The 15948-nt window shown below is 37.1% G+C and carries 16 protein-coding genes; all 16 read left to right on the forward strand.

The features are described 5' to 3' along the window. The first annotated feature begins 6 nt into the window (after positions 1-6). The 16 genes from hflX to HMPREF1135_RS12055 all read left to right on the forward strand — a co-directional run bounded on the left by hflX (position 7) and on the right by HMPREF1135_RS12055 (position 15939). Positions 7-1254, forward strand: coding sequence for a GTPase HflX (gene hflX, locus HMPREF1135_RS11980; RefSeq protein ID WP_007595544.1), 1248 nt, complete (start codon positions 7-9; stop codon positions 1252-1254). 86 nt (positions 1255-1340) lie between these two features. Then, positions 1341-2036: a lecithin retinol acyltransferase family protein gene (locus HMPREF1135_RS11985; RefSeq protein ID WP_007595547.1), complete on the forward strand. Its 696-nt coding sequence runs from the start codon at positions 1341-1343 to the stop codon at positions 2034-2036. Positions 2037-2151: 115 nt separating this feature from the next. Continuing rightward, positions 2152-2769 carry a hypothetical protein gene (locus HMPREF1135_RS11990; RefSeq protein WP_007595549.1) on the forward strand — a complete coding sequence of 206 codons (618 nt, stop codon included), beginning with the start codon at positions 2152-2154 and terminating at the stop codon, positions 2767-2769. After that, on the forward strand, positions 2756-3649 hold the full coding sequence (locus HMPREF1135_RS11995; RefSeq protein WP_007595551.1) for a nucleotidyl transferase AbiEii/AbiGii toxin family protein: 894 nt from the start codon (positions 2756-2758) through the stop codon (positions 3647-3649). The genes HMPREF1135_RS11990 and HMPREF1135_RS11995 overlap by 14 nt, the downstream gene beginning before the upstream one ends. Positions 3650-3713: 64 nt before the next feature. Then, positions 3714-4358 (forward strand): YigZ family protein, encoded by a 645-nt coding sequence (locus tag HMPREF1135_RS12000; protein WP_007595553.1) that lies wholly within the window; start codon positions 3714-3716, stop codon positions 4356-4358. Between the two features lie 30 nt (positions 4359-4388). Beyond that, complete coding sequence (locus HMPREF1135_RS12005; RefSeq protein ID WP_007595555.1) at positions 4389-5285, forward strand: magnesium transporter CorA family protein; 897 nt, start codon at positions 4389-4391, stop codon at positions 5283-5285. Positions 5286-5377: 92 nt separating this feature from the next. Continuing rightward, the gene (locus HMPREF1135_RS12010) at positions 5378-6493 is read left to right on the forward strand and encodes a carbohydrate kinase family protein (RefSeq protein ID WP_007595557.1); all 1116 of its coding nucleotides are present in this window, start codon (positions 5378-5380) and stop codon (positions 6491-6493) included. A gap of 3 nt (positions 6494-6496) precedes the next feature. Then, complete coding sequence (locus HMPREF1135_RS12015) at positions 6497-7336, forward strand: class II fructose-bisphosphate aldolase (RefSeq protein WP_007595559.1); 840 nt, start codon at positions 6497-6499, stop codon at positions 7334-7336. A 105-nt stretch (positions 7337-7441) separates the two neighbouring features. Next, a complete protein-coding gene (locus HMPREF1135_RS12020; protein ID WP_007595561.1) occupies positions 7442-8452 on the forward strand; it encodes a sugar ABC transporter substrate-binding protein in 1011 nt (336 codons plus the stop codon). Positions 8453-8545: 93 nt separating this feature from the next. Next, positions 8546-10030, forward strand: coding sequence for a sugar ABC transporter ATP-binding protein (locus HMPREF1135_RS12025; RefSeq protein ID WP_007595563.1), 1485 nt, complete (start codon positions 8546-8548; stop codon positions 10028-10030). Positions 10031-10042: 12 nt separating this feature from the next. Then, positions 10043-11014: an ABC transporter permease gene (locus tag HMPREF1135_RS12030; protein WP_007595567.1), complete on the forward strand. Its 972-nt coding sequence runs from the start codon at positions 10043-10045 to the stop codon at positions 11012-11014. Further along, positions 11014-11976 carry a sugar ABC transporter substrate-binding protein gene (locus tag HMPREF1135_RS12035; protein WP_007595569.1) on the forward strand — a complete coding sequence of 321 codons (963 nt, stop codon included), beginning with the start codon at positions 11014-11016 and terminating at the stop codon, positions 11974-11976. Before HMPREF1135_RS12030 ends, HMPREF1135_RS12035 begins: the two co-directional genes overlap by 1 nt. Position 11977: 1 nt before the next feature. Beyond that, positions 11978-13309: a sensor histidine kinase gene (locus HMPREF1135_RS12040; RefSeq protein WP_034211125.1), complete on the forward strand. Its 1332-nt coding sequence runs from the start codon at positions 11978-11980 to the stop codon at positions 13307-13309. Further along, a complete protein-coding gene (locus tag HMPREF1135_RS12045) occupies positions 13302-13955 on the forward strand; it encodes a response regulator transcription factor (RefSeq protein ID WP_007595572.1) in 654 nt (217 codons plus the stop codon). Before HMPREF1135_RS12040 ends, HMPREF1135_RS12045 begins: the two co-directional genes overlap by 8 nt. Continuing rightward, on the forward strand, positions 13952-15259 hold the full coding sequence (locus HMPREF1135_RS12050) for an ABC transporter substrate-binding protein (protein WP_007595573.1): 1308 nt from the start codon (positions 13952-13954) through the stop codon (positions 15257-15259). The genes HMPREF1135_RS12045 and HMPREF1135_RS12050 overlap by 4 nt, the downstream gene beginning before the upstream one ends. Continuing rightward, positions 15256-15939, forward strand: a complete 684-nt coding sequence (locus tag HMPREF1135_RS12055) for a D-lyxose/D-mannose family sugar isomerase (protein ID WP_007595574.1) — start codon at positions 15256-15258, stop codon at positions 15937-15939. The genes HMPREF1135_RS12050 and HMPREF1135_RS12055 overlap by 4 nt, the downstream gene beginning before the upstream one ends. Positions 15940-15948 lie beyond the last annotated feature (9 nt).

A 15948-nucleotide genomic window follows, 5' to 3' on the forward strand; every position in this document is an offset into this window, starting at 1 on the left:
TAGTATATGAGTACATATGAAACAAAAGAAATAGTTGAAAAGGTAATTCTGCTGGGAGTTGATGTGGGTGACGATACAAAGGAATCCATGAAAGAGCTGGCAGAGCTTGTGGATACTGCAGGCGCAACAGTGCTTGAGAGTATTATACAATCGAGAGAGAGGATGCACCCGGGTACCTATATAGGAAAGGGTAAGATAGAGGAAGTCAAAGACAGAGTTATAGAGCTTGGAGCTACAGGTGTGGTATGCGATGACGAGCTCACACCTGCACAGCTTAGAAATCTTGAGGATCTTTTGGACACCAAGGTAATGGACAGAACAATGGTAATCCTGGATATATTTGCAAAAAGAGCAACAACAAGTGAAGGAAAGATTCAGGTTGAGTTGGCACAGCTGAAATTTTCTGCAGCAAGATTGGTAGGACTTAGAAGCAGTCTTTCAAGACTTGGTGGAGGTATAGGAACCAGAGGTCCGGGAGAGAAAAAGCTTGAGATGGACAGAAGACTTATCCATGAGAGAATTTCACAGTTGAAAGCGGAACTTAAAAAGGTTGAAAATCACAGAGAGCTGATAAGAAAATCCAGAGATGAAAACCTTGCCTTTAATGTGGCAATAGTGGGATATACCAATGCCGGAAAATCCACTTTGCTTAATAAGCTTACAGATGCAAATATTTTGGCGGAGGATAAGCTTTTTGCAACTCTAGATCCTACTACAAGAAAGTTAAAACTTGGAAGCGGTCAGGAAATACTGGTAACGGATACTGTAGGTTTTATAAGAAAACTTCCGCATCATCTTATAGAAGCATTCAAATCCACTCTGGAAGAGGCAAAGTATGCAAATCTTCTGATACATATGGTGGACGCTTCAAATGAAGAGGCATCATCACAGATGCTGGTGGTATACGACACACTCAGAAGCCTTGATGTAGTTGATAAAGATATAATTACCGTATTTAATAAGACGGATCTGATGGAAGAAAATATGGAACTTCCAAGAGATTTCCATGCGGATAAAGTTTTAAAGATGTCGGCAAAGACCGGAGTGGGTATAGAGGATTTAAAAAAGACTGTTGAAGATATATTACAAAAGCAAAGAGTTTATCTTGAGCATGTATTCCCGTATAAGGATGCCGGTAAAATAGCAATTGTCAGAAAATTCGGTGAAATCCTCAGTGAAGAATATATTGATGAAGGAATCCGTATAAAAGCATATATTCCGGCTGAAATCTTCGGAAAAGTAGTTTCCACTTGAAAAATCCATACATGTAATATATATTAGTATTACCTAACTTAGTAAAGCCTAACTTGGTAAAATGTTATATATTACTTGGAGTGGATATGTTATTAGCACTTTTGATTGCCGGTAAGATGTTGATGGGAACCGGTGGTGACAGACCGAACAGAGAAGAGAAAATTTGCGGTAAGCAACATTTTTGGAGAGATAAAAGAGAAGAAATGGGCTATAGATTGCAGTACAGTCTTCTTGACGGACATGCAAGGATTCTTGATAAAAATAATATAAGAAAAGCTACCGGTACAATGAGTGCTATGGAAGAGAAATTTGAAAGATTGGTTTCAGGCAGTTTCCTAAAGCCCGGAGATGTGATAGGAGTATCCAGAGCATTATACGATCACTACGGTATTTATATAGGAGACGGCAAGGTCATTCACTATGCGGACAAAACCAAGGATTTCGGCAGGAATGTCAGCATATATGAGACCGACTTAAAGGAATTTACAGAAGGGTCGGAGGATTATTTTGTACTTCATTTTCCAAAGGCGGGAGGTCCGCCAAGAAAAATTAGGAGCAGTACAAACTTTGATAAAAATCCGAGAGAACAGACCGGTATATTTGATTTTTTATTTAAAGCAAAGTATAATCTGTTTTCACCGGAGGAGACTATAGAGAGGGCAAAATCAAGGCTTGGAGAAAGAGCCTACAATTTTACCAGAAACAATTGTGAGCATTTTGCACTTTGGTGCAAAACAGGAGTATCTTTTTCACGTCAGGTGGATATGGTACTTTCAATATAGTAAGTTTAAGAGCTTTCGGGTTTTCGACCCGGAGGCTTTTTAATTTGATTTTAATTCAAGTTCAATGTATAATAAAAATGAAAATAAATTGTTCAAATATATTAGGTGGTTGAATATGATATATAACTATATTTTAGAAAAATTTGAATGTGGAGAACCTATTTTCTTTAGTGAATTACCGGGAAAGTCTAAAGATTATCTTAGACAGCAAATTAAGAAGCTTGTGGATAACGGTAATTTGGAAAGATTATATAATGGTGTATACTATTTACCATATACAACTATATTAGGGACTAAAGGAAGAATTTCTATAGATAAATATATAGAAAAAAAGTACATTCAGACAAATCAGGAAACAAAAGGATATATAAAAGGTCTTCAGCTTGCTAACCAATATGGATTTACTACACAAAATCCCTCATGCTATGAGATATGTAGTAATGAGGCAACTACCGGATATAGGAGACAGGAAGTTGATGGGAATACTTTAATTATATATAGGCCGGTTAAAGAGGTTAATGAAGAGAATAGGGCGTCATTACAATTTTTGGATTTGATGTCTGAAATAGATAAGTATTGTGAGATTTCAGACGATGAAAAGATTAGAAAAATAAAAAAGTTTGTAGATATAAATAATGTAGACTTTAAAATAGTAAAAGAATATTTGCCGTTTTATCCGGATAAAGTTTATAGAAATATATATGAAGGGGGTGTGATGAGTGAATTGGTATGAGAATCAAAAGGAAAGGTGGGCTGAAATTATAAAGATTGTTGCAACCGAAGAAAACAGGAGTGTACAAATGGTTGAGAAGGATACTATACAGTCCATATTTCTTTTAAAACTGTCTGACAGTGAACTGCCATTCGTCTTTAAGGGAGGAACCTCGCTATCAAAAGTATATGATTTGATAAACAGGTTTTCAGAAGATATAGATTTATCTATGAGTAGAAAGATAACAGAGTCGGAAAAGAAGTCAGCAAGTTATATTGTAAACCATATAGCAAAAAGTATTGGGCTTGTTCTTACTAATGAAAGAGATATTATGTCGGGATACAGTTATAATAAATATGTTTTTGAGTATGAGTCTCTGTTTAGTAATATTCAGCCGGAAATTATAGTAGAAACAAGCTTTTACCAAACATCTTATCCCACAGAATTTCTTAAAGTCAGTTCAATAATAGGAAAGTTTTGTGAAAGAAGAAAAATAGAAATAAATGAGACAAAAAAACTAAATTGTACAATACATGTACAGGACTTAAATAGAACATTCATTGATAAAATCTTTGCAGTCTGCGACTATACGCTTCTAGGTAATGTAAATAGACATTCAAGACATCTATATGATATCGCAAAAATAATTCCAAATATAAAGTTTGATAATAGGTTTTATGAGTTAATTGGAAATGTCAGAAAAGATAGGATGCTTTCAAAAAATAATCCTTCAGCACAACTTGAAAACAATATAGCAGAGATATTAAAAAAAATAATAGATAAAAGAGTATTTGAATCGGATTACAATAATATAACAAGTAAGTTGTTATATGAGAATATAACATATGATGAAGCGATAGAAAATGGTATAGAAAGAGTATTAAAGTTGAATGTATTCTAGCGTCATCTTTTTATTTCCTCAAACATTTGTTATAATACCTTGGTGAAAACAGGAGATAAGGTCTATGAAAATCATTCTGGAAAATAATGAAGCCGAGATTGTAGAAAAGAAATCAAGATTTATAGCAAATATTGCTATGGTAAGCTCTGAAGAAGAGGCACTTGAATTTATAGATAAAATAAAGAAAAAATACTATGATGCCAGGCACAATTGCTATGCATATATTATAGGAGAAGACGGAAATAAGAAAAAATGTTCTGATGACGGTGAACCGCAAAGAAGTGCCGGAATGCCCATGATGGAAGTACTGGAAAATCAAGGTTATTTTGATATAGTGGCGGTGGTTACGAGATATTTCGGAGGCACCTTACTTGGTGTGGGCGGACTTATACGTGCTTATCAGGGGGCGGTTATAGAGGCGCTTGCCAATACGAAAACAGGAGAGATCAGAGACGGTTTCAGAGTACAGTATAAATTCGGATATGATTTTTACGGAAAAATAAAATATATAGCAGACAGTGAAAATATAGTTATAGAAGATACCGTATTTGATGAGATGGTAACAATAAGTCTGATATTTGAAAAAGAGACTTGCGAAAGACTTCAAAAGAAGCTTGTGGAAGAGACCAATGCCAATATAGAACAATTACTTATTGAAAAGATAAAATATATTACCGTAGACGATAAATGGTATAAAGAATACAAATAGAAAAGGTTAATATACTCAGAGGTTTGATAAATGCAGTTATATTTGGGAGAAGAGGGAAAAAAGTATTATTGGAGAGTCGTAGATGTCAGTAATATTGCCGATGTGGAGACTTTGGAAACAAAATTTGAATTAACGGAGGAAATGGCGGAGTATGTTCTTGACTCAAATGAAAGAGCCAGAGTGGAATATGACGGAAAAAATCTGCTTGTAGTAATACATGTGCCGGCATTTACACAAAACAACGGACATTATGAGACAAGGTCAATAAAGTTTTTTGTAAATTCAGAAAGCATATTTATGTTCGTTACATATGACACGAACTATATAGTTCCGCTTATTGAAAAGTATATACAGGCGGAAGAGGCAAGCAGTCCGATGATGCTTTTGTTTTTAAGTCTTTTCGTTATATCGGACTCATTTTTACCGATACTTGATAAGCTCAATGAAGAGAGACTGCATCTTAACAGAAGACTCAGAATGAATACAAATAATCAGGGTATCTGGGATCTCTCGGACCTTGAGGTCGGTCTTATCTACCTCGGTGCCGCAACAAGACAGAATGTGGTGGCAATAAGGCAGATGAGGATAACCTCGGCAATTAAAAAATGTAGTGAAGCCGAAAAGGAAGAACTTGAGGATGCATACATAGAGGCCAAGCAGGCAAGCGATATGGCCGAGATGGCGACAAGCATAGTGGAGCAGATGAGCGGTATGTACAACAATTTGATAAATATAAAGTTGAATGAGACTATGCGTATTATGACCATATGGTCGCTTCTTATGACAATACCTACAGTGATTTCAGGATTTTTCGGTATGAATGTGGATCTGCCACTGGCAAAAGTGGAAGGCGGATGGATAATTATAAGTGTTATTACCGCAGTTTTGTTATGGGCGATGTGGAAATTTATTTGGAAGAAACTTTAATAAAGATAATAGTTATATCAGTCAAAAAGAATGACTAATGTAACTATTATTTTTTTGTAAATTTTAGTAAATTATTTTTGAAAGGGGGCAATATGGACAGAAAAATAATAGTTGCAGGCCATATATCCTATGATATTACACCTCAAATATATGATACTAAAGGGAAAAATTTTGCAAAGATGTTAAAACCCGGAAAACTTATAAATATAGGCAGGGCAACAGTGGCAAATGGCGGAGCTGTAAATAATACAGGTATGGCATTGCACAAATTCGGAGCAAATGTCGATCTTATTGCCAAGGTCGGAGATGATGAGTTCGGTCGTCAGATAATAGAAAAATGTGAAGAAAAGGGCGCAAAAACAAATTTTATAAAGGCTATGGGAGAAGATACATCATATACCATAGTATTATCACCGCCGGGCTTTGACAGAAGTTTCTTACATTTTACGGGAACAAACGATACCTTCAAATTTTCAGATTTAGATATGGAAGATATAAAGAACGGGTATCTGTTCCATTTCGGTTATCCTACACTAATGGCAGGATTTTATAAGAACAATGCTAAAGATCTTATAGAAATGTATAGAAGTGTAAAGGAAGCCGGACTGATAACAAGTCTTGATGTGGCGGCCATAGACCCTGAGGGCGATGCAGGAAAACTTGACTGGAAAGAAATACTAAAGCAGGTGCTTCCATATGTTGATGTATTTGAGCCGAGTTTTGAAGAGCTTTTATGTATGATGGATAAAGAAGCATACGAAAATCTTTTGGAAAGAGCGGGAGAAGAAGATGTTTGCATGTGCTTAAGCCTTGAAAAGGATATATTGCCGCTGGCAGAAAAGATCATGGAATTTGGAGTTTCAATATTGCTTATAAAATGCGGTGCGGCAGGTATGTATCTTTGTACGGCAGGAGATGTTTCAAAAAAACTCGGACTTGGCAGAGAATGGGACAGCTTTAAATATTTTCAAAAGAGCTTTAAACCTGACAGAATAAAGTCTGCAATAGGAGCGGGGGATACTGCCATAGCAGCATTTATTTACGGAATAGTAAATGACTACTTACCAAAATCCGCTATGGAGATAGCGGCAGGTACAGGTGCGATGTGTATTACGGAATACGATACCTATAGCGGTTTAATTGATATAAAAAAACTTGAAGAAAAGATAGGAAATAACTGGGAAACTCAGGATTTTATAAAGGAGTAGATTATGTTAATAACACTTAAGAATATTTTGGATATAGCAGAGAGTAAAAATATGGCTGTTGCCGCATTTAATGCCACTTCTCTTGAGGGGATAATGGCTGTAATAGAGGCCGCAGAGGAGGAGAATGCTCCTGTAATATTGCAGTTTGCAAATGCGGCACATGGAAAATATGTACCTCTTGAAAAGATAGGAAAAATAATGGTAATGCTTGCTGATGAGGCGAAGGTACCGGTATGTGTACATCTGGATCATGGTGATAATTTCTTTGAGATAAAGACTGCGCTGGACCTTGGATTTACAGGGATAATGTATGACGGATCCTCATTGCCTTTTAAAGAAAATGTGGCAAATACAAGATATGCGGCAGCTCTTGCAGATGAATACGGTGCAAGTATAGAAGCAGAGCTTGGCGCTATGGGGGCCGAGGGCGTAGAGGAGAATGTTATGGGTGCCTATACGGATCCCGAGCTTGCAAAAATCTTTGTAGAGGAAACAGGTATTGACGCACTGGCGGCTTCATTCGGAACGGTACATGGAATATATAAGAGTGAACCCAAGCTTGACTTTGAAAGAATAGAAAATATCAGAGAACTTACGGGAGTTCCTGTGGTAATGCATGGAGGATCCGGAATCAGTGATGATGATTTCAGAAGATGTATTGACCGTGGAGTAAGGAAGATTAACTTCTATACCTATGCGGCAAAATTCGCAGGAGATGCAATAAGAAAAATGGCTGAGGATACAAGTGGAAATCTGTATTCACATGATGTATTTGTGACTGCAAGAGAGAGTATGAAGCAGACTTACAGGGATGCTATAAGAGTATTTAAGAACGAAAAATAGTATATGACAATTGTCATATGATACCCGTTACAAAAAACAATTATGTAAAATAGTTTTTATTGATATTATTACCATATCAACCGAAAGGTAATATGAGGAGGTCTTATGAGAAGAAAATTAATGGCAGGTGCATTGGCATTTGTAATGGCAGGTAGCTTGGTAGCTTGTGGTGGCGGAGAGAAAAAGGCCGCATCAGAGGGAGAAAGCAAAGAGGCTGCTACAACAGCACAGGGTGGTGAAAGCCAAAGCGGAGAAAAGAAGCATTATAAGTTTGGATACACATGTATGGACGGAACAAACCCGTTCTTCGTTACAATTCAGGATAAAATCAAGGAATTGGTAGAGGCAAACGGTGACGAACTTATAGTAACAGATCCCGGAAATGATGTTACAAAGCAGATTTCACAGGTTGAGGATATGCTTTCACAGAATCTTGACGGATTGTTTATGAATCCTGTTGATGCACAGGGTATCATACCTGCACTTGATCTTGCAAAGGATGCAGGAGTTCCTATGGTGGGATTTGATACTGAAGTAGGCGATATGTCATATCTTGTATCATACACAGGATCAGATAACTACAATGCGGGAAAAGTAGTTGGAGAGGACCTTGTTAAGAAGGCACCTAACGGAGGAAAGATTATAGTTCTTGACTCACCTACTATGCAGTCTGTTGTAGATAGAACAAACGGTTTTATGGATGCTATAAAAGATCATGGATTTGAAGTTGTAGCACAGCAGGATGCAAAGGGAAATCTTCAGGTAGCAATGGGTATTGCAGAGGATCTTCTACAGTCAAATCCTGACGTTGTTGCAATCTTCGGAGGAAACGATCCTACAGCTTTAGGAGCTTTGGCGGCAGCAAATGCGGCAGGCATCAAGAATTGCATGATTTACGGTGTTGACGGTTCACCTGACATTAAGTCCGAGCTTGCATCAGGTAACTCTTTAATAGAGGGTAGCGGTGCTCAGTCTCCTGTATCTATCGCAGAGCAGGCAGTGAAGATTATGTATGATTATGTAGAAGGAAAGCAGGTTGAAGAGAGATATCCTGTAGAAACATTCCTTATCACATCAGACAATGTAGCAAAGTACGGAACAGACGGCTGGCAGTAAACAGTCGCAGTTAAACGGCGGATATTATTAATATAACAAAATTTCAGGCATCCCCAGGGATGCCTTATTTAGAAAATAAGAGCAGGTGAAACAGTGGCAGACAATATTTTATTGAAAATGAAAAATATATCTAAGAGCTTTCCGGGAGTTAAAGCCTTAGATAAAGTAAACCTCGAATTGAAGTCCGGGGAAGTGCATGCACTGTTGGGTGAAAATGGTGCCGGCAAATCAACTCTTATAAAAGTGCTTGGCGGAATATACAGCCTTGATGAGGGAGAAATAGAAATCGAAGGCAGGAAGGTATCGATTGAGTCGGTTCATGATGCATCAAAAAACAATATTGCGATAATACATCAGGAACTTGTTTTGGTACCTTATATGACAGTGGCGGAAAATATATATTTAGGCAGAGAATCAGGAAAAGGATTTACTGTAAATATTTCAAAGATGGAAAAAGATGCTCAAAAGATTCTTGATGATTTGGGCATGGACATAGATGCAAGAGAACTTGTTATGAATCTTCCTATAGCTAAGCAGCAAATGGTGGAAATAACAAAGGCGGTATCTGTTAATGCAAAGATACTGGTTATGGATGAGCCTACCTCTTCCATAAGTGACAGAGAGGTTGAAAATCTCTTCAATATCATGAGAGATCTGACAAAGAAGGGTGTCGGAATAATCTACATATCACATAAGATGAGCGAACTCGAAGAAATATGTGACAGAGTAACGGTAATGAGAGACGGCGAATATGTAGGAACAAAGGTCGTAAAGGAGACCAACAAGGACGAACTTATAGCCATGATGGTTGGAAGAACTTTGACAAACTACTATGTAAGGGATTTTATGCCGTCTAAGGAAGTTATACTTAAAGTAGAGAATTTAAAAGACGGCGACAGGGTAAAAGATGTCAGCTTTGAGTTAAAGAAAGGCGAGATAATAGGTTTTGCAGGGCTTGTCGGAGCGGGCAGAAGCGAGGCTATGCAGGCAATATTCGGACTTTCAAAGGATGTTTCCGGAGATATATATATTGAGGGGAAAAAGGTAAATATAAAAGATCCGACAGATGCGATAAAAAACGGTCTTGCACTTGTGCCTGAGAGCAGAAAAGAGCAGGGACTTTATTTACTGCAGGATATAAAATACAATACCACTATTGAAGTTCTTGACGATTTTATAAAAAATTTGAATGTAAATTCAAAAAAGGAGTCTGAGATAACTCAAAAATATATAGACATGATGGCGACCAAGACACCTTCACAGGAGCAGGTGATCGGTAATCTCTCAGGTGGAAATCAGCAAAAGGTAATGATAGGAAGATGGCTGGCTACAAATCCTAAAATCCTTATTTTGGACGAGCCTACAAGAGGAATAGATGTAGGAGCAAAATCGGAGATATACAGAATAATGAATGACCTGGTAAAACAGGGTGTTTCAATCATTATGATATCCTCGGAACTGCCGGAAATAATCAACATGAGTGACAGAGTATATGTTATGGCGGCAGGAACGATAAGAGGCTGTATAGATCATGAAGAAATATCACAAGAGAGCATTATGGCATTGGCAGCTATATGATGGAGGTAAAAAGTGAAAAAAGCGAATAATTTAAAGGCGTTAAATTTTTTCAAAGAGAATATGGGAATCATAATCGCATTGCTGGTGCTGGCAATATTTCTGACAGTATTTCCTGCTACAAGCAGTTCGTTCCCTACAACAAAGAATGTTTTCAATGTACTTAGACAGATATCCACAAATATGCTTCTTGCATGTGGAATGACTATGGTAATCATACTTGGCGGTATCGACTTGTCGGTAGGTTCGGTAATAGCACTTTCAGGAGTATTTGCCGCAGGATGTGTATCCAGATACGGAATGAATATTTACCTTGCTATGATTATCGGAGTAATCATAGGAATAGTAATAGGTGCATTCAACGGTTTTGTTATTTCAAGAACAACAATCCCGCCATTTATCGTGACTCTGGCAACAATGAATATCGCAAGAGGTCTTGCAGGTGTTTATACAGGAGGTTCACCGGTAAGAGTTGTATCAAAAGAATGGCAGTGGCTGGGTGCCGGATATATCGGTATTTTTCCTGTACCTGTTATTATAATGATTATTATATTTATAATATCGGTTCTTATAATGAACAGAACAAAAATCGGTAGATATATATATGCAGTCGGTGGAAACACACTTGCGGCAAAGTTTTCAGGCATAAGTGTTTCAAAAGTAAAATTCATGGTGTATACTTATTCAGGACTTATGGCAGGTCTTGCAGGAGTTATCTTGGCTTCACGTATGTATTCAGGGCAGCCTACAGCAGGTGACGGCGCCGAGATGGATGCCATTGCTGCGGTAGTAGTAGGCGGAACATCAATGTCGGGCGGATACGGAAAGCTTGGAGGTACTTTGGTAGGTGCACTTATCATAGGAATTTTAAGTAACGGACTTAACCTTATGAATGTAAACTCTTTCTGGCAGACTGTTGTAAAGGGTATTGTAATATTACTTGCAGTATTTATCGACTATATTAGAAATTTAAAAAAGAGTAAATAATGAAAAAAATCGACAAAAACAGGCTAAGGGCATTTTATATGCTCTTAGCATATGTTTTTTTATTGTGTTTATCGGTAGTTTTGTTTAAATTGAAAACTGAAGACAAAAAAATTGTTTTCGGATCTACATTTATGACAATGAATAATCCTTACTTTAATGTGCTCAATGAGAATATAAGAGACACTATTGAAGCAAACGGTGATATACTTATAACAAGAGATCCGGCGCAAAGTCAGGAAAGACAAAATGCTCAAATAACGGATATGTTAAATGAAGGAATTGATTTTTTGTTTGTAAATGCCGTAGACAAGAGCGGAATAGAAAGTGCATTGCTTGAATGCGAAAAAAGAGGGGTTCCGGTAATTTTAATTGATACCGATGTTGATAACAGAATCGGTGTAATAAGTGCAATACAATCGGATAATTATGAAGCCGGAGTACTTTTGGCACAGGATTTAATAAGAAAAAAGCCTGAAGGTGCAAAGATACTTATTGTTGAGAATCTTATAGCTTTATCCATGATACAAAGAAGACAGGGATTTATTGACACTATAAAGGATAATCAAAAGTATGAGATTGTAGAGGAAATAGACGGAGTAAGTGAGATTGAAACTGTAAATCATGCTGTTATTGATTATATTGAAAATAATGATAAAGATTTTGATGTTATATTCGGGTTGAACGATCCTACAGCAATCGGTGCAGTTGCGGCGCTTAGAGAGAAGAGCGAAAAGAAAGTTTTAATCTACGGAGTTGACGGATCCCCGGATGCGAAGGAGCTGATAAGGCAGGGGCTTTTTACGGCAACAGTTGCTCAACATCCTATATATATGGGTAAGGAAGCGGCTAAAGCGGCGTACGATTATCTAAACGGAAAAGAAATAGAATCCGACATAAGCATAAATGTCGACTTGATAAACGCAGGAAATTTAACAAGATTTGATATATCGAAGTGGCAATAAGATGAAAAGTATAGGAAATTTTAAAATAAATACAATACAGGAAATAATGCTGGTCATATCTCTTGCGGCAGTTATTTTGATTTCAGGCTTTATATGGATAGTTACAGAAAGAACGGTAAGTATACATGAGGCAAAGCTGTTTTTATCAAATGCGGTAAATGTACCGGGCAATACTTTGTATATATTCACATTTACAGTTATATCATCAGTATGCTTTGTAATAACTTTCTGCATTAGAAACGGCAATATCATAAATGATACCGGTATTATAGTTGCAACTTTCGCATTGGAATTTATACTTGGATTAATATGTATCATACTTTTAAATTTTAATTATAACGGAATACTGCTTTGGACTTTTGCAAACGCTTTGATGTATTTAAAAAGAAATAAATATATGCCGATGGTAGTTGTTATCGCGATGATAAGCTATCTTTTAACAACTCATGAGCTGGTGAAGCTCTTTATAAATGTGTATGATATCTCATCTTACATAGAGGTATGCAGTCAAAGTATACAGACATTAATATACTTTATCTACAATGCGCTAAATCTTATGACTGTGGTATGTTTTATATTATGCTGTATAATTATAATAGTAAGTAAGGAAGAGATAATAGAGAAAAATCTGGAGCTTAATAAAAGACTTGAGATAGCAAATACAGATTTGCAAAGGACAAATGAAGAACTTGAGAAGTCTTTAATGGACAATGCAAGGCTTGCAGAGATCAGAGAAAGAAACCGTATTGCCAGGGAAATTCACGATACTCTGGGACATACTCTTACAGGGCTTGCAGCAGGTATAGATGCCTGTATAGCTTTGGCAGGAGATGATAAACCGGCTCTGAGAAATCAGCTGAATCTGCTCTCAAAGGTCAGTAGGAACGGTATAAAAGATATCAGAATGAGTGTCAGCTCATTAAGACCGGATGCACCTGAAAGACTTAATCTTAAAAGTGCCATAGAAGAACTTGTAGAGAATACAAAAAGGGTTGCCGGTGTAAATATAAAACTTGATTGTGATATTATTAATCTGAAGTTTGATGAAGACGAAGAGATGGCCATATACAGGATAGTACAGGAAAGTCTTACAAATGCTATAAGGCATGGAAGGGCAAAAAATATAGATGTATCAATTAAGAAAAACTATGGAAGCATCAATCTTTTGATATGTGATGACGGAATAGGATGCGAAAATATCAAGGCGGGATTCGGACTCAGACATATCAGAGAAAGAGTAAATATGTTAAAAGGCCAGGTAAATTTCAGTAGTGAAGAAGGCTTTAAGGTGGAAGCTATGATACCGATAAGATGGGGAGAGGAATATGATTAAAGTTTTAATTGCAGATGATCAGGAGCTGATAAGAGAAAGCTTAAAGATAATCCTTGACAGTAAACCTGACATAGAGGTAACGGATGCCGTGTCTGACGGACTTGAGGTAATAAGGAGTGTCAGAGAAAATAAGCCCGATATAATACTTCTGGATATAAGAATGCCGAGACTTGACGGAGTGTCATGTACCAAGATTATAAAAGAAGGTTATCCGGATATAAAGATTATTATACTCACCACATTTGATGATGATGAATATGTTTTTAACGCTTTAAAATATGGAGCCAGCGGTTATCTTTTAAAAGGTATAAGTATGGACAGCCTGGTAGAGGCGATAAATACGGTATATCAGGGACAGGCAATGATAAATCCTGATATTGCTTCAAAGGTTTTGAAGTTTTTCTCAAAACTGGCTGTAAACAATGAAACCATACATGTAGATTCCGAGAATGTAAAAACTCTTACAAAGAATGAATGGGCCATAATAGAAGAGGTGGCAAAGGGGAAGAGCAATAAAGAAATTGCAAAGGATTTGAGTTTTTCAGAAGGTACGGTAAGAAATTATTTATCAACTGTCCTTGATAAACTTGAACTTCGTGACAGAACACAGCTTGCCATATGGGCAATAGGCAGAGGTGAACTTTGAGAAAGAAAAGTAAACTTTTTGTGGGGGCAATTCTTTTTGCGGCAATACTCGGCATATTTTTTTATATATGCAGACCTAAAGAAACAGTAATAGAATTTGCTATGTTTAACGGCAGTAATTGGGATGTTGCCGTACAGGAAAGCTATTCCGTTATTGACAAAGCGATTGAGAAGTTTGAGAATGAACATAAAGGTGTAAAGATAAAATATATCGGCGGAATACAAAAAGAAGACTACAGCGAGTGGATGGCTGAGAGAATATTGAAGGATGAAATGCCGGATATTTTTATGGTTTTGGATGAGGATTTTGAAAATTATATAAATCTGGGGCTTATAGAAAATCTTGACAGATATGTCATGGAAGACAAAGATTTTGATATAAATAAATATTACAGTGAAATTGCAAATTCCGGAGTTTTCTCGGGACATAGATACGCCCTTCCATATGAAGCCATGCCTACTCTTATGTTTGTAAACCGTACACTGCTTGAAAAGCTGCATGTTGATATACCGGGAAATGACTACACATTTGATGATTTTTACAGAATGTGTAGAATGATAACTTTGGACAGGGACCTTGACGGCAGCCTGGATTACTTCGGAATATACAAATATGACTGGATAAATGCTGCACTTTCAAATAATGTTGTGCTTTTTTCAAAAGACGGAAAGAAGTCATATTTCAATCAGGAGAAGTTTGCAGAGTCTATACGATTTGTAAAAAGCCTTGAGTCATTAAACGGCAATAAGAATATAACAAAAGAGCAGTTTGACAGCGGTAAGTTGGCATTCAGCCAGATGTCACTTGCCGAATATAGGACTTATAAGTCATATCCTTACAAGATAAAAAAATACACAGGTTTTGCGTGGGATTGCATACCGATGCCGGCAGGAAAATCAGGAAATAATGTAAGTATGATTGACAGTCTGGATATTGCAATAAGTTCAAGGTCAAATAAGAAGAAACTGGCATGGGAATTTCTTAAAACACTCACCTATGATACCGAAATACAGCAGACATTGTATAATGAGATGCCTGTAGCATCGGTACTTAAAGAGGTTATGGAAAGTAAGGAGTCGGAGAATATCTTTAAAGAAGACGAAGATATAATAGATTCGAGACTTATATGCCATATACTTGAGAACGGTATAGCAAAACCGAAATTCAGCGGTTATGAAGGAGCGATATCTCTGGCGGATTCAAAAATTTCAAAGCTGAATCTGGGAGATGATATAGAAAATGCACTTAGAATATTGCAAAGACAAATGAGCAAATATTTGTTACAAGAAAGGGGAAAGGAATGAAAAGATCACAAATTAACAGCATCATAAGAGAGATGGAGGAGCTTATAAAAGAGAACGGCTTTAATCTGCCGCCGTTTTGCAACTGGACTCCAAAGGATTGGGAAAACAAGGGGCATGAATATGATGAAATAAGAGATAATATGCTCGGATGGGATATAACGGACTTCGGACTCGGAGATTTTGATAAGATAGGTTTCGGGCTTATTACACTCAGAAACGGGAACAGGAACAACGAGAAGTATAAAAAGGTATATGCGGAGAAGCTTTTATTCTTAAGAGACGATATGATGGCGCCTATGCATTTCCATTGGTTTAAATCGGAGGATATTATAAACAGAGGTGGCGGTACACTTCTTATAAAAGTATATAATGATGACGGTAAGGGCGGACTTGCCGACTCGGATGTACTTATAAATTCAGACGGAAGATCATACTATGTAAAAGCGGGAAGCCTTGTAAAGCTTTTGCCGGGAGAGAGTATCACCATATGGCCACATCAATACCATGAGTTCCATGTGGAGCCGGGAAGCGGAAGTGTGCTTATAGGTGAAGTTTCCCAATGTAATGATGACAATATAGACAACAGATTCTATGAAGATATAGGCAGATTCCCTGAGATAGAAGAGGACGAAGAGCCGTATAGACTGCTTTGCAATGAGTATCCGGTAGCGAAGGATTGAGGGGAAATA

The organism is Lachnoanaerobaculum sp. OBRC5-5 (assembly GCF_000296385.1).
In the GTDB taxonomy this organism is placed as follows: Bacteria; Bacillota; Clostridia; order Lachnospirales; family Lachnospiraceae; genus Lachnoanaerobaculum.